At 66.1% G+C, this 21078-nt stretch carries 20 protein-coding genes; 12 read left to right on the forward strand and 8 right to left on the reverse strand.

Features of this window, described 5'->3' with window-relative positions:
- Positions 1-70: 70 nt before the first annotated feature.
- From GJV26_RS28185 to ygfZ, 3 genes are read right to left on the reverse strand one after another with little or no spacing between them, the layout of a single operon-like run.
- Positions 71-895, reverse strand: a complete 825-nt coding sequence (locus tag GJV26_RS28185) for an NRDE family protein (protein ID WP_155711880.1) — start codon at positions 893-895, stop codon at positions 71-73.
- Positions 886-1185: a DUF4936 family protein gene (locus GJV26_RS28190; RefSeq protein WP_155711881.1), complete on the reverse strand. Its 300-nt coding sequence runs from the start codon at positions 1183-1185 to the stop codon at positions 886-888. Before GJV26_RS28190 ends, GJV26_RS28185 begins: the two co-directional genes overlap by 10 nt.
- Complete coding sequence (gene ygfZ / locus GJV26_RS28195; protein WP_155711882.1) at positions 1185-2192, reverse strand: CAF17-like 4Fe-4S cluster assembly/insertion protein YgfZ; 1008 nt, start codon at positions 2190-2192, stop codon at positions 1185-1187. The genes GJV26_RS28190 and ygfZ overlap by 1 nt, the downstream gene beginning before the upstream one ends.
- 120 nt (positions 2193-2312) lie before the next feature.
- Here ygfZ and mltG point away from each other — a divergent pair, with 120 nt between their 5' ends.
- From mltG to GJV26_RS28240, 9 genes are all read left to right on the forward strand, one after another.
- Positions 2313-3305: an endolytic transglycosylase MltG gene (gene mltG / locus GJV26_RS28200; protein ID WP_155711883.1), complete on the forward strand. Its 993-nt coding sequence runs from the start codon at positions 2313-2315 to the stop codon at positions 3303-3305.
- Positions 3306-3316: 11 nt separating this feature from the next.
- Positions 3317-3946: a dTMP kinase gene (gene tmk, locus GJV26_RS28205; protein ID WP_155711884.1), complete on the forward strand. Its 630-nt coding sequence runs from the start codon at positions 3317-3319 to the stop codon at positions 3944-3946.
- Complete coding sequence (locus GJV26_RS28210) at positions 3943-4962, forward strand: DNA polymerase III subunit delta' (protein WP_155711885.1); 1020 nt, start codon at positions 3943-3945, stop codon at positions 4960-4962. The genes tmk and GJV26_RS28210 overlap by 4 nt, the downstream gene beginning before the upstream one ends.
- A gap of 36 nt (positions 4963-4998) precedes the next feature.
- Entirely contained in the window at positions 4999-5391 is a 393-nt protein-coding gene (locus GJV26_RS28215) for a PilZ domain-containing protein (protein WP_155711886.1), read from the forward strand.
- 18 nt (positions 5392-5409) lie between these two features.
- Positions 5410-5925, forward strand: coding sequence for a GNAT family N-acetyltransferase (locus GJV26_RS28220; protein WP_155711887.1), 516 nt, complete (start codon positions 5410-5412; stop codon positions 5923-5925).
- Positions 5926-6126: 201 nt separating this feature from the next.
- Complete coding sequence (locus GJV26_RS28225; protein ID WP_155711888.1) at positions 6127-6909, forward strand: TatD family hydrolase; 783 nt, start codon at positions 6127-6129, stop codon at positions 6907-6909.
- Positions 6909-7640, forward strand: coding sequence for an ankyrin repeat domain-containing protein (locus GJV26_RS28230; protein WP_229419479.1), 732 nt, complete (start codon positions 6909-6911; stop codon positions 7638-7640). The genes GJV26_RS28225 and GJV26_RS28230 overlap by 1 nt, the downstream gene beginning before the upstream one ends.
- A 175-nt stretch (positions 7641-7815) precedes the next feature.
- Positions 7816-8733: a class I SAM-dependent methyltransferase gene (locus GJV26_RS28235; protein WP_155711889.1), complete on the forward strand. Its 918-nt coding sequence runs from the start codon at positions 7816-7818 to the stop codon at positions 8731-8733.
- Positions 8734-8847: 114 nt separating this feature from the next.
- Entirely contained in the window at positions 8848-9078 is a 231-nt protein-coding gene (locus tag GJV26_RS28240) for a hypothetical protein (RefSeq protein ID WP_229427953.1), read from the forward strand.
- A 14-nt stretch (positions 9079-9092) separates the two neighbouring features.
- Here the strand turns inward: GJV26_RS28240 and GJV26_RS28245 are convergent, their stop codons facing one another.
- Positions 9093-10187: a phospholipase A gene (locus tag GJV26_RS28245; RefSeq protein ID WP_229419481.1), complete on the reverse strand. Its 1095-nt coding sequence runs from the start codon at positions 10185-10187 to the stop codon at positions 9093-9095.
- 165 nt (positions 10188-10352) lie between these two features.
- Here GJV26_RS28245 and fusA point away from each other — a divergent pair, with 165 nt between their 5' ends.
- Complete coding sequence (gene fusA / locus GJV26_RS28250; RefSeq protein ID WP_155711890.1) at positions 10353-12449, forward strand: elongation factor G; 2097 nt, start codon at positions 10353-10355, stop codon at positions 12447-12449.
- A gap of 110 nt (positions 12450-12559) precedes the next feature.
- Here fusA and GJV26_RS28255 read toward each other — a convergent pair whose 3' ends face one another.
- Positions 12560-14932 carry a bifunctional diguanylate cyclase/phosphodiesterase gene (locus tag GJV26_RS28255; RefSeq protein WP_173346299.1) on the reverse strand — a complete coding sequence of 791 codons (2373 nt, stop codon included), beginning with the start codon at positions 14930-14932 and terminating at the stop codon, positions 12560-12562.
- Between the two features lie 130 nt (positions 14933-15062).
- Positions 15063-15545, reverse strand: a complete 483-nt coding sequence (locus tag GJV26_RS28260) for a hypothetical protein (protein WP_155711892.1) — start codon at positions 15543-15545, stop codon at positions 15063-15065.
- A gap of 154 nt (positions 15546-15699) precedes the next feature.
- Between GJV26_RS28260 and GJV26_RS28265 the strand changes: the two genes are divergently transcribed.
- Positions 15700-16596: a M48 family metallopeptidase gene (locus GJV26_RS28265; RefSeq protein ID WP_216643180.1), complete on the forward strand. Its 897-nt coding sequence runs from the start codon at positions 15700-15702 to the stop codon at positions 16594-16596.
- Between the two features lie 4 nt (positions 16597-16600).
- Here the strand turns inward: GJV26_RS28265 and GJV26_RS28270 are convergent, their stop codons facing one another.
- A complete protein-coding gene (locus tag GJV26_RS28270) occupies positions 16601-17095 on the reverse strand; it encodes an arsinothricin resistance N-acetyltransferase ArsN1 family B (protein ID WP_155711893.1) in 495 nt (164 codons plus the stop codon).
- 171 nt (positions 17096-17266) lie between these two features.
- Complete coding sequence (locus GJV26_RS28275) at positions 17267-19237, reverse strand: peptidase U32 family protein (RefSeq protein WP_155711894.1); 1971 nt, start codon at positions 19235-19237, stop codon at positions 17267-17269.
- Positions 19238-19432: 195 nt separating this feature from the next.
- On the opposite strand from GJV26_RS28275, the gene GJV26_RS28280 reads away from it, so the two are divergent.
- On the forward strand, positions 19433-20998 hold the full coding sequence (locus tag GJV26_RS28280; protein WP_155711895.1) for a TerC family protein: 1566 nt from the start codon (positions 19433-19435) through the stop codon (positions 20996-20998).
- Positions 20999-21078 lie beyond the last annotated feature (80 nt).

Here is a 21078-nt window from a genome sequence, read left to right on the forward strand (position 1 = left end):
CTGATGCCGTGATCTGATGCCCTGAGCGCCGGCGCGCGATGCCGCGCCGGCTTTCGGCATCGTTGCCCGGTCAGCGGATCACCTGCTCGTGCAGCACCGCCGGCGCCTCCGCGTACAGCTTCACCACCGTCGACGTGCGCGTGCCGTAATCGGGCGATTCGATCTTCACCGCCGACAGCTGCCGCTCCCGTTCCAGCGGCACGCCCGTCTCGGGCAGCCGCTGGTCCGGCGCGCGCGTGGTATCGGACAGCATCTCGAAATAGGCTTCTTCCGGGGCGCCCAGGCACAGCAGGCTGGCGAATTGCGCCTTCGTGCGCACCACCTTCGGCCACGGCGAATCGAGCAAGGCGTTGGACAAGCCATATACCCCCGGCTCCAGCGGCTGCCCGTTGCGCGCGTCGGCCTCGCCGCGGTTCGAGAACCACACCAGCTCCTCGCCGTCGCACAGCACCAGGTTGAAGCCGTTGTAGGCCTTGGCACCCGGCCGGATCTGCTCGACGTATTCGCGGGCGCTCATCGTCGCCGACAGGAAGTTCGATACCAGCATGCCGCGCGACGGCGCCTGCGGGTTGAAATCGAGCGGCGCGCGGATGTTCGTGATCGCGGCGAAGCGCGACGGCGCCTTGCCGTCGCCGTCGACCGGCGCAAAGCCGCCGTCCTGGCAGCGCGCGCGCAGCGGCGACACATTCTCCGGCCACCGGCATTCGGGGCCGTCGGGGCGCGTCACGCCCATCCAGCTGCCGCCGGCCTTCAGGTCGCGGCCGGCGATCACCTGCGGGTTTTCCTCCCACGGCCCGGCGGCCTGGCTGGCACGGTCAAAATATTCGTCGCGGTTGGCGGCGGCGATCAGCGGCACGCCGGGCACCACGCGCCAGGCGAAAACGATCAGGCACATGAGGGGATATCCATGAACACTTCGGTATGTCGGGGGCCCGCGATCAGCGCGCCCAGGCCGGAGGCGCCAACGGCTTGCGCCAGCGCTTCCGCGAAACCAGCCGTGGCGGCGGGGTACACCTCCATCCACGTCTGCACGCCGTCCGGATCGCAGTCCACGCTGGCCGGGCGGCGTTTCAGTTGCGGGGCCACGCCGTGCGTGGCCGCCAGTCGCCCTTGCAGCGCGCGCACGCGCGGCAGCAGGCTTGCCGCGTCGCCGGTGCGCACGCGGTAGTAGACATACAGGTCCATCAGACTTCCAGCTTGTCCAGCACGTAAGGCAGCGGCTGGAACGCCAATGCCGGGCCGTCCGCGGCACGGGCCCGCACGTCGCCCCCTTCCAGCGCATCGAGCTTCATCTCGACCAGCGCATCGACGCCGCCCGAACCGTTCGGCGCCGCGTTGACGACCATGCCGCACGGCTGGCCGGGATCGGCCGGCGCGAACACTTCCGTCCCGGGCGTCACGGCGGCATCGTCGATCGTTGCCAGCGCGGTGCGCCGTTTCAGCTTGCCCAGGTACTGGCTGCGGGCGACGATTTCCTGGCCCGGGTAGCAACCCTTCTTGAAGCTTACCCCGCCCAGCAGCTCGAAATTGATCATCTGCGGCACGAACTGTTCCTGCGTTGCCGCGGCGACCAGCGGCACGCCGGCATGGATGTCGGAAAGCCGCCATGCCTCGTTGCCGCCCACCACCAGGCGGTCGGCCAGCTCCGGCGCGACGGTGGCCACCGTGTCCGGCATGGCCAGCCACAGGTAGCGCGGCGCACCGAACGCGTCCGCCACGCGCAGCAGCGTGCCGAGCGGATGGTCGAGCTTCGTGTACGGCGCCGGGGGCAGGGCGTCGAACCAGGTCTGCAGCACGGTTTCCGCGAGGGCGCCGCCCAGGCCGAGCACCACGCGGGCGTCGGTCACGTCGGCCGCCTTCGTCCTTGCCCGCAGCACGAACATCTGCAGCCGCTTCTGGATCGCCGGCTGGATGTCCCGCGCCAGCTGCAGGTATACGGATTGCTCGTCGCGCCACATCAGGAAGCTGGCCATCAGGCGGCCCTTCGGCGAACAGTAACCGGCCAGGCGCACCTCTCCGGTACCGAGATGTTCCACGTCGTTGGTCAGCTGCGAATGCAGGAACGACGCCGAATCGTCGCCGGTGAAGGCGATCAGGCCCAGGTCGGTGACCGGGGCAACGAAGCCTGCGGCGAGCGCCGCGGAGGCCGGCGATCGGGCGGGGGCTGAGAGGAGTTGATTCCAGTTGTTCATAAATTTGGCTAATTTAGCTACGGAAGCATTATCATTACGGGCTCATTATAAAGATCCCGCGCCAAACGCGCCGGCCACCCCCAAAACGGGTCGCGCGGCCCCGCGCGGGCAGGATACGACATGGCATTCATAACAAAAACGATCGGGCTCGGCGTGCTGGTCGCCGCGGCCGCAGCCGGCGGTTTTGCCTGGTGGTCGAAGCAACCCATCGTTGGCGAGGGAGACAGCATTCCATTCACGATCAGCAAGGGCAGCGGCGCCCATGCGGCCGGCCAGCAGATCGCCGAGGCCGGCGTGCCGATCCAGCCGCTGCTGTTCAACCTGCTGGCGCGGTTTACCGGCAAGAGCGGCAAGCTGAAGGCCGGTTCCTATGAACTCAAGCCCGGCACCACGCCGGTGCGGCTGATCGACCAGCTGGTGCGCGGCGAGTATGCGCAGGAGTCGCTGACGATCATCGAGGGGTGGACGTTCCGCCAGATGCGCCAGGCCATCGCCGGCCACAAGGGCCTCAGGCACGACACGGTCGGCCTGTCCGACAGTGAACTGATGGCAAAGCTCGGTTCGGACTACAAGCAGCCGGAAGGACTGTTCTTCCCGGACACTTACCTGTTCGCCAAGGGCTCGTCCGAACTGGAAATCTACCGGCAGGCGCACACGGCGCTGCTGCAGCACCTTGCCGCCGCATGGGAACAGCGCACGGCCGACCTGCCGTACGCGGACAAGTACCAGGCGCTGACGATGGCGTCGATCGTCGAGAAGGAAACCGGGCAGAAGTCCGAGCGCGCGATGATCGCCGCCGTGTTCGTCAACCGGCTGAAGCTGGGAATGATGCTGCAGACCGACCCGACCGTGATCTACGGGCTGGGCGAAAAATTCGACGGCAACATCCGCAAGAAGGACCTGGAAACGGACACCCCGTACAATACCTACATGCGCAACGGCCTGCCGCCGACGCCGATCGCGCTGCCCGGCCTGCAATCGCTCGGCGCGGCGCTGGCGCCGGCAAAATCGGGCGCATTGTATTTTGTCTCCCGTGGCAATGGCACGAGCCAGTTTTCCGACAACCTGACCGACCATAACCGGGCGGTCAACCAGTACCAGCGAAAGCAATAAGCAAGTTTTTTATGAGTCAGAGCATCTTACCGGCACGCGGCAGGTTCATCACGTTCGAAGGCATCGACGGTGCCGGCAAATCCACGCATATCCAGTTTGTGGCCGAGCTGATCCGCGCGCGCGGGCAGGAGCTCGTCAGTTCCCGCGAACCGGGCGGCACGCCGCTCGGCGAGAAACTGCGTGAAATGGTGCTGCACGACGCCATGCACCTGGAAACCGAGGCGCTGCTGGTGTTCGCCAGCCGGCGCGAGCACATCGCCCGGGTGATCGAACCGGCCCTGGCGCGTGGCGCCTGGGTCATTTCCGACCGGTTCACCGATGCCAGCTTTGCCTACCAGGGGGGCGGGCGCGGCCTCGACCTGGCCAAGCTCGACACGCTGGCGAACTGGGTGCACCCCGCGCTGTGGCCGGACCTGACGATCCTGTTCGACGTGCCGCTCGACGTGGCGCGCGCACGGCTCGACGCCACCCGGCAGCTCGACAGGTTCGAGCAGGAAAAGGCCGATTTCTTCCTGGCTACCCGCAATGAATACCTGCGCCGCGCGGCGCAGGAGCCGCAGCGCTTCCGCGTGATCGATTCCACGCAGACCATCGAGGCGACCCGCGCGCAGCTGGCGGAAATCATCGGGGCGCTGCCATGAACGAGGCGATCTATCCGTGGCAGCAGGATGCCTGGCTGCAACTGCAAGGCGTACGCCAGCGGCTGCCACATGCCGTGCTGTTCCACGGCCCGGCGGGCATCGGCAAGGCCGACTTCATCGAGCATTTCGCGCAGGCGCTGCTGTGCGAGGACGTGCGGCCGGATGGCCACCCGTGCAACGCCTGCGCGTCGTGCGGCTGGTTTGTCCAGCAGAGCCACCCGGACTTCCGCCGCATCCGGCCCGAGGCGTTCGAGGACGATGGCGCGGGCGACAGTGAAGACGGCGAGGACAAGAAGAAGACCAAGACGCCCTCGAAGGAAATCAAGATCGAGCAGGTGCGCGCGCTGGCCGATTTCATGAACATCTCGACGCACCGGCAGGGCTTGCGCGTGGTGGTGCTGTATCCGGCCGAGGCGCTGAACATGCCGGCCTCGAACGCGCTGCTGAAAACGCTGGAGGAACCGCCGCCGGGCACCGTGTTCCTGCTGTCGTCGAACAGCCTGGACCGGCTCTTGCCGACGATCCTGTCGCGCTGCCGCAAGTTCGCGCTGGCGCTGCCACCCCATGCCGAGGCGCTGGCCTGGCTGAAGTCGCAGGGCGTGGCCGAGGCCGACGGCTGGCTCAGCGAGCAGGGCGGCGCGCCGCTGGCCGCGCTGGCGCAGGCCGAGACGGGCAACCGCGAGGAAATGGACACGCTGCTGCAATACCTGGCGCACCCCACCGTCGAAACGGCATTGCGCACGGCGGACAAGATGCAGAAAGTGCCGTTGAGCTCGGTGGTGGCATGGCAGCAGCGCTGGCTGTACGACCTGTTCTCGATGAAGCTGTCGGGCCGCATCCGCTACTATCCCCGCTACCAGCGCGAGCTGAAGGGGCTGGCCGAGCGGGTGCCGGTCTCCGGGCTGCTGGCGGCGATCAAGAGCACGGCCGAGCGGCGCGGCACGTCGGACCACCCGTTGTCGCCGAAGCTTTTTCTCGAAGACATGCTGCTCGACTATACGGCCCGCTGCAGCTGAAGCGGCTTGCCGGGTGTCATCACAGATGAGGAGCCGATGAATACGCGTCCCCCCGATCCGAACAGCGTGGCCGGCGCCGCCGCGCCGCCGACGCGGCCGGCCGTGCTGTCGCTGGCGATCAAGGAAAAGGCGGCGCTGTACGCGGCCTACATGCCGTTCCTGAAGAACGGCGGCATCTTCGTGCCCACCACGCGCACCTGGCAGCTCGGCGACGAGATCTACCTGATCCTGGCGCTGATGGACGACCCGAACAAGTACCCGATCGCCGGCAAGGTCGCCTGGATCACGCCGGCCGGGGCCAACAACAACAAGGCGCAGGGCATCGGCGTGCATTTCCCCGATGACGAGGCGGGCCAGCGCACCCGCGCGCGCATCGAGGAAATCCTCGGCGCGGCCCTGCGTTCCTCGCGCGCCACCCATACGCTGTAAGCACCCACTTTTCCTCTCATGTCTTTCCGCCACCGCATCGCCACCCTCGACGACCTGCCGACCATCGTCGCCATCTACAACAGCACCATCGCCTCGCGCGAAGTCACGGCCGACACGGAACCGGTGTCCGTCGACTCGCGGCTGCACTGGTTCCACGACCACCAGCCGGAACGCCGCCCCCTGTGGGTCGTCGAACGCGCCGACGATACGTCGGCCCGGCCGGAGATCCTGGGCTGGATCTCGTACTCCAACTTCTACGGCCGGCCGGCGTATTCCGGCACCGCCGAGGTGTCGATCTATATCGCCGAAGCCTGGCGCGGCAAGGGTATCGGCAAGTACGCGCTGACCGAAGCGATCGCCTTTGCCCCGCAAATCAGCGTGCACACGGTGCTGGGCTTCATCTTCGGCCACAACGGCGCCAGCCTCGCGCTGTTCCGCAAGTTCGGCTTCGAGGAATGGGCCCACTTCCCCCGCGTGGCCAACCTGGACGGCGTGGAGCGCGACCTGATCATCCTCGGCAAGCGCGTCGCCTGAAACGTTGCCGAAAACCGGGGTCAGACCCCGATGTTTGGAAATATTTCCTGTAATTGGGGTCTGGAGGGAAGAATGGCCTGCAGGCCATCCTCGCCCGGCAGGCAGGGAGCGACGCTCCCCGAAACCCCTGCCATGCGCCCTGTCTCGGGAAACAATTCTGCGGCCCAGGCGGTTTTTTGCCGGGTCGGCTACAATCGACGCATGTTTATCGATTCACATTGCCATATCGACTTTCCCGAGCTGGCCGCTCGCATGCCGGATATCCGCGCGAAGATGGCGGAGAACAAGGTCACGCATGCGCTGTGCGTCTCCGTCGACCTGCCGGACTTTCCCCGCGTGCTCGCGCTGGCCGAGCAGTATCCGAATATCTACGCCTCGGTCGGCGTGCACCCCGACTACGAGGACACGCCCGAACCCACCGTCGAGGGGCTCGTCGAGCTGGCCCGGCACCCGAAGATCGTGGCGATCGGCGAGACGGGGCTCGATTACTATCGCCTCGATGGCGATCTCGAATGGCAGCGCGAGCGCTTCCGCACCCATATCCGCGCCTCGCGCGCGTCGAAAAAGCCGCTGATCATCCATACCCGGTCGGCCAGCGAGGACACCATCCGCATCATGCGCGAAGAGGGTGCCGGTACGGATGCCGGCGGCGTCGCCGGCGTGATGCACTGCTTTACCGAATCGCTGGCGGTGGCGCAGGCGTCGATGGCGATGGGCTTCTATATCTCGTTCTCGGGCATCGTCACGTTCAAGAGCGCGAAGGAGCTGCAGGCCGTGGCGCTGGAGGTGCCGCTCGACCGGATGCTGATCGAGACGGATTCGCCGTACCTGGCGCCGGTGCCGTACCGCGGCAGGGTGAACGAACCGGGCTATGTGGCGCACGTGGCGGAGTTCATCGCCACGCTGAAGGGCGTTTCGGTCGAAGAGGTGGCGGCGGCGACCAGCGCCAACTTCTTCAGGCTGTTCGCCGCCGCGAGGGCCTGATGCGGCTGTCGCTGCGTGGCTTGGCGAAACGGCTGCGCCAGTTGCGCGGCAGGGTGCGCTCACGCCTGGCCATGCGGCTCGGCGTGGCGGCGATGGCCGCCTGCGCGCTCGCACCGGCGCCGTCGGCGGCGCAAACCGACCCCGCCGTTTCCTTCTTCCGCGCCGCCCAGGTGAACGACGCCGGCCGCATCAAGCCGCTGCTGGCGCGCGGGCTCGACCCGAACGTGCGCGACCCCGAGCGGGGCGAGACGGGCCTGATCGTCGCGCTGCGCAACGATGCGATGGATGTATTCGACCTGCTGATCGCGCAGCCGAAGATCGCGCTCGAGGCGCAGGCCGGCAACGGCAATACGGCGCTGATGATGGCCGCGTTCAAGAACAACATGCCGGCCGTGAAGGCGCTGCTGGCCAGGGGGGCGCAGGTCAACCGCCCGGGATGGACCGCGCTGCACTATGCCGCGTCGGCCGGCGCGCTCGACATCATGCGCGTGCTGCTCGAGCACCACGCCTATATCGACGCCGAATCGCCCACCAAGGTCACGCCGCTGATGCTGGCCGCCCGAGAAGGGCAGGAGGACGCCGTCAAGCTGCTGCTGCAGGAAGGCGCCGACGCCAGCCTGCGCGACGCCGGCTTCCGCATCGATGCGGCCGAATTCGCCGAACGCGCCGACAAGCCATGGATCGCCAAGGCCATCCGCCATCACCAGGCCGAACAGCTGATGCGGCGCTGAGCCGCTTCCCCGCCACGGTGGAGCAGGCATGCTGCGCGGCCTTGCCAGGCCATGGCATTCACCCGCGGCTATTGTACCGAACCGTCGAACTGACGCCTCTTCCCCGCCGATCTCCGCGTTTTGCCGTGGCAATTCGTTGCGCATAATACCGGTGTCGCCACGAGAAGGAACCACCATGCTGTCGGAACGCGAGCTCGAAAGCTGCTACCTGGGGCAGTTCATCCCGGTCCACTACCATCACAACATGCTGATGGACGCGAACCGCATGCACGGTTTCCGCGCCGCGATCGCGCATGTGGTGCAACCCGGCATGAAGGTACTGGAGCTCGGCGGCGGCACCGGCGCGCTGTCGTTCTTCGCGGCGCAGCGGGCCGACAAGGTCTATTGCGTCGATTTCAATCCCGACATGGTGAGCGAAGCGCGCCGTTTCCTGGCGATGAACCGCTGCGGCGACAAGGTGGAGGTGATCCATGCCGACGCCTTCGAGTACCTGCCGCCGGAGCCGGTGGACGTGGTGATCTGCGAAATGATCCACGTGGCCATGCTGCGCGAGAAGCAGGTCGAGGTGATCGAAGGGTTCAAGCGCCGCTATCTCCAGAAGTTCGGCGGGCCGTTGCCGGTATTCCTGCCCGAGGCGGTGCTGATGGCGGCCCAGCCGATGCAGCAGGAATACGACTTCGAAGGCTTTCATGCGCCGATCGTGCAGTTCCAGCAGCCCGGCGTCGCGCAACCCGGCACGGTGGAGATGGCCCAGCCGGCCGTCTACTCGGTGATCGACTTTACCCAGCCGAACGAGACCAGCTACAACTGGGAAGGCAAGTTCGTCATCGACCGCGACGGCACCGTCAACGCGGTCCGCTTCATCACCAAGAACATCCTGGCCGTCGTGCAGGAGCGCGCCACCACGATCGACTGGCTCAATCACCACATGTCGCTGCCGCTCGAACGGCCGGTCGAGGCAAGGCGGGGCGACGTGCTGCAGGTGTCGTTCGCCTACCGCGCCGGCGGCTCGATCCCGTCGCTGCAGGCGCGCCTGGCCGCCCGGGTGCTGTACCAGGCAGCCCTGCAACCGCAGGTGATGGCCTTCGCATGAACCGGGACGGCCGCCGGTCGACCGGGCCGTTCGCCCCCGCTTTTCGACAGCCGGTCGCCCGATCCGGCCACCCGTCGCACGGCCGTTGAGCCGCGCCCGTACACCCGGCACCATGTGCGCTTCGATAAACTGTTGCGCGAGGAAGCGATGCTGAGCTTTATGCTGTGGTTGGTGGTGCTGTTCGTCTGCTGGCCGCTGGCCCTGCTGGCGCTGGTGCTGTATCCGGTCTTCTGGCTGCTGTTGCTGCCGTTCCGGCTGGTGGGCATCGGCGTCGACGCGGTGTTCGAGCTGCTGCGCGCGGTGGTGATGCTGCCCGCGCGCGTGCTGGGCGGCGGCCGCCGCTGAGCACCTGCAAGCGCCTAGAACCCGACCAGGAAGCCGGCGCCGAGCGACATCTGCGAGTAGTTGTAGTCGATCAGGCTTTGTCCGTATCCCGAGAAGAACTGCACGTAGCCCTTCAGGTTCGAGCGCAGCGGCGTGGCCCAGCCCAGCTGCAGGGCGCCATGGTCGGTGTGCAGGTTACGGCGTGCCATCAGCGAATACTCGGTGCCGCCATCTCGATACACCAGGCGCACGTCGCCGTGGCCCATGAAATCGGTAATGTCGAGGTTGTCGTTGTCCGAGCGTGAATTGTCCAGCCGCTTCCAGATCCGCGCCGTCACGGCCAGCTTGCCGTATTCGCCGCCCAGTTCACCGTATACCCGGTTCCAGCTGCGCGACAGCGTGTTCGACTGGCCATTCGACTGGTGCACCAGGCCCAGGCCCGCATAGCGGAAGTCGAAGCCGCCCAGGCGCTTGCCGATCGGCGCGATCGCCATCACCTCCGGCTGGTAGTTCGTTTCGCGGAACGGACTGGACTCGCTGCGGTTGTAGGCCTGCCAGAAGCTTTGCTGCGTGTAGCCGAACCACAGGTCGACCGGCGAACCGGCGATTGTTTCCATCATCTTCATCTTGAACGACAGCTGGTAGGCCAGTTCGACGTGCTGCGCGTCGATGCCCGATGGCGTGACATCGTTGAACGGCGCCTCGTTGGTGCTGTTGCTGTAGTTCGCCAGCAGCAGGTAGGTGTCGCGGTGCGGCCGGAAATTGAACACGCCCCGCTTGCTGTTCTGGTCGAGCTCCCACAGGGGCACCTGCACCGACACCACGGGTCCGGCGGCAGCCGCCCGCGCCGGCTCCACCGGTTTCGCCACCGGTCCGCCGGGGAACGCGCCCTGCTGCTGGTCGGGATTGCCCGCTGGTTCGCCCGAAGCGGCGATGGCCGGCGCGGCATCCTTGGGCCGGTTGGCCAGCGCGTCGTAACAGCCCAGGCGCTCGGTCGGGTCGGCGAGCATCGAGCAGCGGCCCAGCGCGGGATCGGCCGCCGCCGGCACGTCCTGCGCGAATACGGCGGAAGCAGCAAAAGGAGAGAGGGCCAGCATGGCCGAAAGGCAGGGGGCAAAGTGTTTTTTCATTGTCATGATCTTGTTTTTTGGCATCTGCCAGTATAAGCGGCCGGGGCCGCCCATGGCCGCACTGCTGCGCTTGAAAAAAAGCAATCGCTCCCAAACTGCGCCAACCCGATGCTGCTACAATTTTTGTGCGCGACCAGCGCGGTCGCGCCGTCCAAGGAGAATGTCATGAGCCGCAAGACCCCAATCGAGCGTTACCGGAATATCGGCATCAGCGCCCACATCGATGCCGGCAAGACCACCACCACCGAGCGCATCCTGTTCTATACCGGCGTGAATCACAAGATCGGCGAGGTGCACAACGGCGCGGCCACGATGGACTGGATGGAGCAGGAACAGGAGCGTGGCATCACGATCACGTCGGCGGCCACCACTGCCTTCTGGCGCGGCATGGCCGGCAATTTCCCGGAACACCGCATCAACATCATCGACACGCCGGGCCACGTGGATTTTACCATCGAGGTCGAACGCTCGATGCGGGTGCTCGATGGCGCCGTGATGGTGTACGACGCCGTGGGCGGCGTGCAGCCGCAATCGGAAACCGTGTGGCGCCAGGCGAACAAGTACAAGGTGCCGCGCATCGCGTTCGTCAACAAGATGGACCGCGTGGGCGCCGACTTCTTCCGCGTGCAGCAGCAGATCCGCGACCGCCTGAAGGGCAACGCGGTGCCGATCCAGATCCCGGTCGGCGCCGAGGACCATTACCAGGGCGTGATCGACCTCGTGAAAATGCGCGCGATCATCTGGGACGATGCCAGCCAGGGCGTGAAGTTCAGCTACGAGGACATTCCGGCCGAGCTGAAGGCGCTGGCGCAGAAGTGGCACGAGAACATGGTGGAGGCGGCCGCCGAAGCGACGCCCGAGCTGACCGAGAAATACCTGAACGGCGAAACGCTGACCGAGGAAGAGATCAAGGTGGCGCTGCGTGCCCGCACGGTGCGCGGCGAGATCGTGCCGATGCTGGCCGGCAGCGCGTTCAAGAACAAGGGCGTGCAGGCGATGCTCGACGCGGTGATCGAATACCTGCCGTCGCCGCTCGATGTGCCGGCGATTGCCGGCCATGACGAGCACGACAACGAAATCGAGCGCCATCCGAGCGATTCGGACCCGTTCGCCGCGCTGGCGTTCAAGATCATGACCGACCCGTTCGTGGGCCAGCTGGCGTTCTTCCGCGTGTATTCCGGCGTCGTCAATTCCGGCGACACCGTCTACAACCCGACCAAGGGGCAGAAGGAGCGGCTCGGCCGCATCCTGCAGATGCACGCCAACGAGCGCAAGGAGATCAAGGAGGTGTTCGCCGGCGACATCGCCGCCGCCGTGGGCCTGAAGGGGGTGACCACCGGCGACACGCTGTCGAACCCCGACCACGTGATCGTGCTGGAAAAGATGGTGTTCCCGGAGCCGGTGATCTCGCAGGCGGTGGAACCGAAGACCAAGGCGGACCAGGAAAAGATGGGCATCGCCCTGTCGCGGCTGGCGCAGGAAGACCCGTCGTTCCGCGTGCACACGGACGAGGAATCGGGCCAGACCATCATGGCCGGCATGGGCGAGCTGCACCTGGAGATCCTGGTGGACCGGATGAAGCGCGAGTTCGGCGTGGAGGCATCGGTCGGCAAGCCGCAGGTGGCCTACCGCGAAACGATCCAGAAAGCGGTGTCCGATGTCGAAGGAAAGTTCGTCAAGCAGTCTGGCGGCCGCGGGCAGTACGGCCACGTGGTGCTGAAACTGGAACCGCTCGAACCGGGCAAGGGTTTCGAATTCGTCGATGCGATCAAGGGCGGCGTGGTGCCGCGCGAATTCATTCCGGCCGTCGAGAAGGGCATCCAGGAAACGCTGCGCTCGGGCGTGCTGGCCGGCTACCAGGTGGTCGACGTGCGCGCGACCCTGACGTTCGGCTCGTACCACGACGTCGACTCGAACGAAAACGCGTTCCGCATGGCCGGCTCGATGGCGTTCAAGGACGGCATGCGCCGCGCCGACCCGCAGCTGCTCGAACCGATCATGGACGTGGAGGTGGAAACGCCGGAAGAACACATGGGCAACGTGATGGGCGACCTCACCACGCGCCGCGGCATGGTGCAGGGCATGGACGAGATTCCCGGCGGCGGCGGCAAGCTGGTGCGCGCGCTGGTGCCGCTGGCCGAGATGTTCGGCTACTCCACCACGCTGCGTTCGCTGACCCAGGGCCGCGCCACGTACACGATGGAGTTCAAGCACTATGCCGGCGTGCCGAAGCACATCCTCGACCAGATCGCCAGAAAGTAGCGGCGAAGCGGCGGGCTGTTCCGGAGGGCGGCCACGTCGCGGGTGACAGGCAGGAAAACCGGTGCCGATAGCAGGAAAATCGGTGCCGGGCGTGGTTGCGCGTCAGCCGTTCATTGCCGGCGCAGCAGCTTGGCGAATTCCGCGGCCGGCAGCGGCCGGCCGTACAGGTAGCCCTGGCCCTGTTCGCAGCGCAGCAGCCTGAGCAGCTTCGCTTCCTCTTCGGTCTCGATGCCTTCGGCCACCACCTTCAGGTCGAGGCTGTGCGCCAGCGACACGATCGTCGACACCAGCCCCATGTAGCCGGCATCCTGCGCCATCTTCATCACGAACGAGCGGTCGATCTTCAGCACGTCGACCGGCAGCGTGACGAGGTAGGCCAGCGACGAGTAGCCGGTGCCGAAGTCGTCGATCGCCACCGGCACATCGAGGTCGCGCACGCGGGTGAGGATATCGACCACGCGCCGGTGATCCGCCACCAGGCTGCTTTCCGTGACCTCGATCGACAGTGGCGACAGGTGCGCCTCCGCCGTATTGAGGGCGCGTTCGATGTCGTCGAACAGCGAATCGCAGCGGAACTGGGCCGGCGCCACGTTGACGGCGATCTGCGGCGGCTCCAGTCCCGCGTCGTACCATTCGCGCCAGTCTTCCATGGCGCGCTGCATCACGTTGCGGCCCACCTGGGTGACGAGGCCGCTGCGCTCGAGCACCGGCACGAATTCAGTCGGCTGGATCAGCCCCCGCACCGGATGGCGCCAGCGCACCAGCGCCTCGGCGCCGGCCAGCTTGCCCGACTTCAGATCGATCTTCGGCTGGTAGAAGTTGACGAACTCGCCCCGTTCCACGGCCTCGCGCAGTTCGGCCTCCATATTGATCTGGCGCGCCAGCGCGTGATCGGCGTCGCGGTCGTAGAAGCCGATCGGCTCGTCCTGGGTGCGGGCGCCGGCCAGCGCGTCCCAGGCCTTGACCAGCAGCTCGTCGGCGCTGGTGCCGTCTTCCGGCAGCATCGCCGCGCCCACGTTGATGGCGCACCAGATCTTTTGCTGGTCCACCTGGTAGGAGCCTTCCAGCAGGGGAATGATGGTATCGCGCGCATAGGCGCGCGGCGAGCGCTCCTCGTCCGCCGGGTAGAACAGCGCGAAGCGGCCGATGCCCACGTGCGACAGCACCATCCGGTCCGCCACCTGATCCTTCAGCCGCTGCGCCACCTGGCGCATCAGGCCGATCGCGGCAGTGTTGCCGTAGGCGGAACTGATCTCGTCGAACCGGTTGATGTTAATGAGCAGTACCGTGCCGCTGGCATTGACGGCGGCCAGCGCGGCGATTTCCTCGTCGAAGCGCAGCCGGCTGGGCAGGCCGGACAGCGCATTCGTGCGCGCCAGCCGGGACAGCTCCTGGGCATTGACCAGGCGCTCGATGCCGAAACTCAGTTCATTGCCGAGCTCACCCGCGCGCTCCCGGTAAAAATGGTCGAAGAATTCCGGGCGGTGCGAGTAGAACGAGATCACGCCCCAGCACTTGCCGTTGACGAACAGCGGAATCGCCATGCACGAGGCCATCCGTCCGTCCGCGCCGGCCAGCTGGTTCGAGAACTGCAGCTTGCCGCTGGCGACGGCGGCGCCGGCCAGCTCGGGCAGGAACCAGTCCGCCGCGGCGGCACCCGTTTCGAAATCCTTCGCCTGCCGCTCGGTGCCGTCACGCGCCGCCGAGGCGAACAGTTTCAGGCTGCCCGTGGCCTCGTCGACCCGGCTGATATCGACGATCTCCAGGCCCGGCTGGTGGCAGGCGAACCGGCACGCGTCCAGGCACAGCGCGTCGATCGTTTTTGCGCGGGAGATGAGGGCGGAAAGGCGCGACAGCAGCACGTAGAACGTGTCGTGCCGTATCAGGGCGCGTTCTTTTTCCACCTCGGTGGTCATGTCGATCGCCGAGCCGCCCAGGAACGGTTCGCCGCCGACATCGATGGGAAACTTGTGCACCAGCCAGTGGCGGGTGCCGTCGTGCGACGTTTCCATCGTCTTGATCGTTTCGCCATTCTCGAGCACCGCGCGGTCCTGCTCCTCCAGGCTATGGCGCACGTCTTCAGGCCAGAAATGGCTGTCATCCATGCCGACCACCGTAGGCACGCCGAAGAAACCGGTCAGCGCGGCGTTGCCCATCACGTAGCTGCCGTTGCGGTCCTTGATCCACAGCGGGGACGGGGAGTGCTCGGCGAAACCGGACAGGAAACTTTCGGCGCGCGCCAGCTGGCGTTTCAGCCGCTGGCACGCGGCGGCGGTGGCGGCCAGGTCGGCCAGCGCCTGACGCTGCCCGGCACTCATCGCCGGCGGGGCACACGCCAGCAGCGCTTGCTCGTCAACCAGCGTTTCCGGAGCCACTTCCTTGCCGCAAAGGTAGCCGGCGAGCCGGAGCAGTTCCGGCGGCGGGCCATCCCCGTCGCTCCCGGGCGCCAGTGCTCGTTGTTCCTGGGTGGCGATATTGTTCATTTTTTGCAATCTTGTCGAATCGTCATGCTTATTGTCGTGCTGGTGGTGCATGCGGCGGTGCCCGTCGTCGCGCCCATGGTCACAGCGCGCGACATCGCGGTCACGGCGCCTTCGGCAGTCGGTACGATCCTCAGTCCGTCAGCTTGAACTTGAGCTGGATGGTCAGCGCGCCATGCAGGCGATCCTTGTACTTCGGTACGATAGCAAAGTTCACACCCACCCGCTGGTACTCCACGCTTACCACGGGAATCAATGCCGGGAACCAGCCGCCGTCGCGGTGGTTCGGGTAGCCGTCAAAAGCGCCGACGACGGCGCCCAGCCGCAGGGGGCCCAGCGAGAATGGCTGGTAGTAGATCCCGGCATAGTTCGACATTGCCCGGTCGCTGTTGTGGAAACGCCCCACCGTGGCGGCCGCCACCGTTGAAAAGCGGTACTCGGCGCCAATGCCGGGATTGGTATCGTCCAGCCCTTTGTCGCGGTCGAAGTGGTAGGAATAGAAGCCCGGGTTCACCCATAGTTCGCTGCGCGGCTGCGACTCGATGACCCCGAACGGGTTGGCGTGGACAGCCGTCTGGCAGAGCAGCAGCGCTGCACCCAGCAGTGCGTAATTCATGCCGTTTTCTCCTGATCGTTGATGGCGCGGCAATTATAGCGATAGCTCAAGCATTGCGTGCCCCTTTGATAACGGTAAAACAATTAACGATTGGAAATTGACTGCCCTTTAGCAATCCCGGACAGTAAGAACCCCACATGACAGGGAGTTCGAAATGCAGAAACGAATTGGGCAATACCGGCTCGGGATCCTGGCCGCTGTCTCGCTGCTGGCGGCATGCGCATCGACGACGAAACCGGGCACCGTCGGTGTACAGCGCCAGCAACTGATGCTGGTGTCCGCGGAAAAGGTGGAGCAGATGGCGCTGGTCAACTACACGCAGCAGAACAGCAGCGCCAGGTCGGCGGGAAAGCTGGTGACGAAGGGCGCCGAATATGAACGGCTGAAGAAAATCGCCGCGCGCCTGCAGGCCCAGGTCACGGCATTCCGGGACGATGCCGCGAAGTGGGACTGGCAGCTGGCCCTGATCGATGCGCCGGTGGTCAACGCCACCTGCGCCCCGGGCGGCAAGATCACGTTCTACACGGGCCTGATCAGGCAACTGAAGCTGAACGACGACGAGATCGCCATCATCATGGGCCATGAAATCGCCCATGCCCTGCGTGAGCACGGCCGCGAGCGCGTGTCGCGCGCGTATGCGCAGAATGCGCTGACGACCACGGCCCTGGCGGCCGCGCCGAACAGCCAGGCGCAAATCCAGGCGGCGAACACGGTGGCGCATTACCTGTACATGCTGCCGAACTCGCGCCAGAACGAATCCGAGGCCGATGCGATGGGCCTGGAACTGGCCGCGCGCGCCGGCTACAAGCCGGAAGCCTCGGTGGCCGTATGGCGCAAGATGGCCGCGCTGGCGCAGAAGGCGGGCGACAAGGCGCCGGCCGAATTCGCATCGACCCACCCGTCGAACGATACCCGGATCAGCGACCTGACGGCGATGCTGCCGAAGGTGGCGCCGCTGTACCAGGCCGCGCCGCGGCCCCAGGCGGAGGCGCGCCCGCAGGCGGCGCCGGGCGCGAAGCCACCCTCGCGCGTTCAGCCCGCGCGCAAGTGACCGCTTATTCCTGCAATTTCAGTTCCCAGTAGCCGACGTCGATCCAGGTGCCGAACTTGAAGCCCACTTCGCCGAAGTGGGCGACTTTCCTGTAGCCCATCCTTTCATGCAGCGTAACGCTGGCCGCGTTCGGCTGGGCAATGCCGCCGATCGCCAGGTGGCAGCCCGCCTCGCGCAGCCGTTCCAGCAGCGCCGTGTACAGCGCGGTGCCATGGCCGCTTCCGGTCTCTCCTTGCGCGATATAGACCGTCGTTTCCACGGAATAGCGGTAGACATGGCGCACGCGCCACCGGGTCGCATAAGCATAGCCGGCGATGGCGCCGTCGTCCGTTTCCAGCACCAGCCATGGCAGGCCGTCTTCCTCGACCGCGGCGATTCGCCCCCGCATGGCGTCCGCCGGCACCGGTTCTTCCTCGAAGCTGATGGTGGTGGCGGCAATGTACGGATTGTAGATGGCGGCGATGGCTTCGGCATCGGCGGGGCGGGCGTCGCGGATCAAACTGGCTCCTGGGTGCCGTCTCGTGTGCTCGGGTCGGGCACACGAGACAGGCCTGCGAAAGTTCAAGCAATGTGCCGGGGCCAGGCACCGGGACAAAACCTGCGGAAGATCAAACAATGTCCTGGGGCCAGGCCCCGGGACAAACACTGTGCAAGATCAAACGCCGGGTGTTCAGGCGCGCGGCCGCTGCTTGTGGAACACCATCGGGCTGTATGGCACGGCCGACGGTGGCGGCGAGTTGAGGATGCCCGGCTTCATCGCGCCCACCACGTGCATCTCGCACGGCTTGCAGTCGAAGCGCAGTGTGTAGGTTTCGCTGCCCGAGACGAGCGTCATCGGCTCGGCTTTCACCTGGCCCTGCACGCCTTGCACGCCCTTGGCCTGTTTCGGGCACAGATTGAACGAGTAGCGCAGGCAATGCTTGGTGATCATCAGCGGCACGGCGCCCGGCTCTTCGTGCGACTCGTAGGCGGCATCGATCATCTGCACGCCGTGCTTGAAATAGAACGCGCGCGCCTTTTCGTTGTAGACGTTGGCCAGGTAGGTCAGCTGCGTTTCCGGGTAGACGGCCGGCGGTTCGGCGGGCGCCTTGCGGGGCGGGCGCTGCCATGCGGCCAGGCGCGCGGCCTCGTGGGCGGCCAGCGCGTCGCGCCGCAGCCCATTGATCGCACCGGACGGCACGAACCAGGGCTGCGACAGCTTCAGCTCGACGGCGTCGGCCGCGAACATCGTATTGCCCAGCTTGCCCAGGCTGGTGCGCAGCGCCGTCTCGGCCTGCGCCGCCTGCTGGGCAGGCTGCAGGGCCAGCGCCGCATCGGTACTGCTGGTGATGCCGTCCTCGTCGATGACGGTCAGCGTCAGCCCGTCCGCCCGGTCGGACAGCACGAGCTGCACGCCCACCTTGCGCTCCGACGATTTCTTGCTCAGCACCGCTTCCCACTGGTGATCGCGGTTGCGGTGGATCTCCGTACCCGGCTTGAGCGCGGTGAGGGTGCTCATCGGCTCGTTCGGGAACACGCGCCACCGCTGGCCGTCGCCATCCTCGCCCAGCTTTTGCACGGTATTGGCCTGGATGCCGGCCGATGCGCGCTTGACCATGTAGTTCAGGCCATCGCCGTTGGCCAGCGGCGCGTCGGTCAGCAGGTCGAAATGGTCGCCGCCCAGCTTCGTCACGGTACCCAGCCGCACGCCCAGGTACTTCGGCGAATCGAACGCGCCGATATCGTCCTGGCGGCCGCCGGCGAAGTAGTCGGTATGGCCGCGGTTGAAATTCTTGTCGACGTCCGGCGTGAACAGTACTTCCGTGCGGCCGCTCGATGCCCGCGCCAGCTCGGGGCGGCGCTCCAGGATCTCGTCGAGCAGCAGGCGGTAGTGGGCCGTGATGTTCTTCACATACCCCATGTCCTTGTAGCGGCCCTCGATCTTCAGCGAGCGGATGCCGGCATCGACCAGCGCTTCGAGGTTGCGGCTCTGGTCGTTGTCCTTCATCGACAGCAGGTGCTTGTCGAACGCCACGACGCGGCCCTGGCCATCGGTCAGCGTGTACGGCAGCCGGCATGCCTGCGAGCAGTCGCCGCGGTTGGCGCTGCGGCCCGTGTCCGCATGCGAGATGTAGCACTGGCCGGAGAACGCCACGCACAGCGCGCCATGGACGAAATACTCCAGCGGTGTATCGACCTCCGCGCGTATCTTCTTGATTTGCTCGATCGTCAGCTCGCGGGCCAGCACCAGTTGCGAGAAGCCCACGTCGCCCAGGAATTTCGCCCGCTCCACGGTGCGGATGTCGCACTGCGTGCTGGCGTGCACCTGGATCGGCGGCAGGTCCAGCTCCAGCAGGCCCATGTCCTGGATGATCAGCGCATCGACGCCGGCCTCGTACAGTTGCCAGATCTGCCTGCGTGCGAGGTCCAGTTCGCTGTCGTGCATGATGGTGTTCATCGTCACGAAAATGCGCGCGCGATAGCGGTGCGCGAAGTTGACCAGCCCGGCGATATCTTCCAGCGGATTGCTGGCATTGTGGCGCGCACCGAAGGCCGGGCCGCCGATGTAGACCGCGTCGGCGCCGTGCAGGATGGCTTCCCGCCCGATCTCGGCGGTTTTGGCGGGCGACAGCAGTTCGAGTTCGTGGGCGAGAAGCGACATGGGGAATCCTGGGGTTGAGCGTGGGGCGGGCCTGGGCGAAGGCGGAGATTATAGCGCCCGTGCCCGCCCGTGTCATTTGGCTGTGGCCATTCGCCCGCAATACGCGCGTCGCGGGCCGGCGGCCGAGCGCCAGCCGGGCTCGCCCACCCCGGCAATTCCCGTACAATCTTTTCAACCCTCTACAGGAACGCGCCCATGGAATGGTTCTCCGACCCGAACATCTGGATAGGCCTGGCGACGCTGATCGTGCTCGAGATCGTGCTCGGCATCGATAACCTGATCTTCATCGCGATCATCGCGGAAAAGGTGCCGCCGCACCAGCGCGACAAGGCCCGGCTGCTCGGCCTGTCGCTGGCGCTGCTGATGCGGCTCGGCCTGCTGAGCGTGATTTCCTGGATCGTCACGCTGACCGAACCGTTATTTACCGTCGGCGCCTTGGCCTTTTCAGGGCGCGACCTGATCCTGCTGGTGGGGGGCATCTTCCTGCTGTTCAAGGCCACGATCGAGCTGCACGAGCGCGTCGAAGGGCAGGCGCACACGCAAAGCGGCCCGGTCGCCTACGCCAGCTTCGCCGCCGTGGTGGGCCAGATCATCGTGCTCGATGCCGTGTTTTCGCTCGATTCGGTCATCACCGCCGTCGGCATGGTGGACGAACTTGGTGTGATGTTTGCCGCCGTGATCGTCTCGATGGCCGTGATGATGTTCGCCTCGAAGCCGCTGACGCGCTTCGTCAACGCTCACCCGACGGTGGTCGTGCTGTGCCTGTCGTTCCTGCTGATGATCGGCCTGTCGCTGATCGCCGAAGGCTTCGGCTTCCATATTCCCAAGGGTTACCTGTACGCGGCGATCGGCTTCTCGGTCGGAATCGAGGCACTGAACCAGCTTGCACGCCGCAATTTCGTGCGGCAGCAGGAGCACCTGCCGCTGCGCGAACGCACCGCCAACGCGGTATTGCGGCTGATGGGCGAAAAAACCGACGACGCGGCATCGGCCGCGCCGGCGACCGAGGGCGACGCCGCGCCGGCGCCCACCTTCGAATCGGCCGAGAGGCACATGGTCAGCGGTGTGCTGAGCCTGTCGCAGCGGCCGGTGCGCTCGATCATGACGCCGCGCTCGGAAATCTCGTGGGTCGATCTCGACGACGATGCCGCCTCCATCCGCGCGCAACTGCTCGACGCGCCGCACAGCTTTTATCCAGCCGGCCGCGGCCAGCTGGACAATATCGTGGGCGTGGCGCGCGCCAAGGATGTGATCGCCGACCTGATGGACGGCGGCCACATCGACCCTGCGCGCAGCATCCGCCCGCCGATCGTGATGCCCGACACGGCCGGCGTGCTGCAGGTCATGGAAACGCTGAAGCGCTCGCACGGGCAGCTGGTGCTGATCGCCGACGAATACGGCACGATCCAGGGGCTGGTGACGCCGATCGACATCCTCGAAGCGATCGCCGGCGAATTCCCCGACGAGGACGAGCAGCCGGTGGTGCAGCCGCTCGGCGACGGGCGCTGGCGCGTGGACGGCGGCGCCGACCTGCATTACCTGCAGCAGGTGCTGGAGTCGGATGCGCTGGGCACAGCCACCGACGAATATGCGTCGCTGGCGGGCTTCATGCTGGAACGCTTCGGCGCATTGCCCGAGGTGGGCCAGGTCCTGGTGCTGGACGACTTGCGGCTGGAAGTGGCCGAAGTGCGGGACCGGCGCATCGCCTCGGTGCTGATCAGCCGGGTGGATCAAGCCGGGCTGTCGGAAGCAGGGCAGTGACATTCGCACCACATTTGAATAATTTAACGTTATCAATTTAAAACTAAAGATGCCTGAATGATACACTTGTGTTTCTAAAA

The sequence above is a fragment of the Pseudoduganella dura genome (assembly GCF_009727155.1).
GTDB classification, from domain to species: domain Bacteria; phylum Pseudomonadota; class Gammaproteobacteria; order Burkholderiales; family Burkholderiaceae_D; genus Rugamonas; species Rugamonas dura.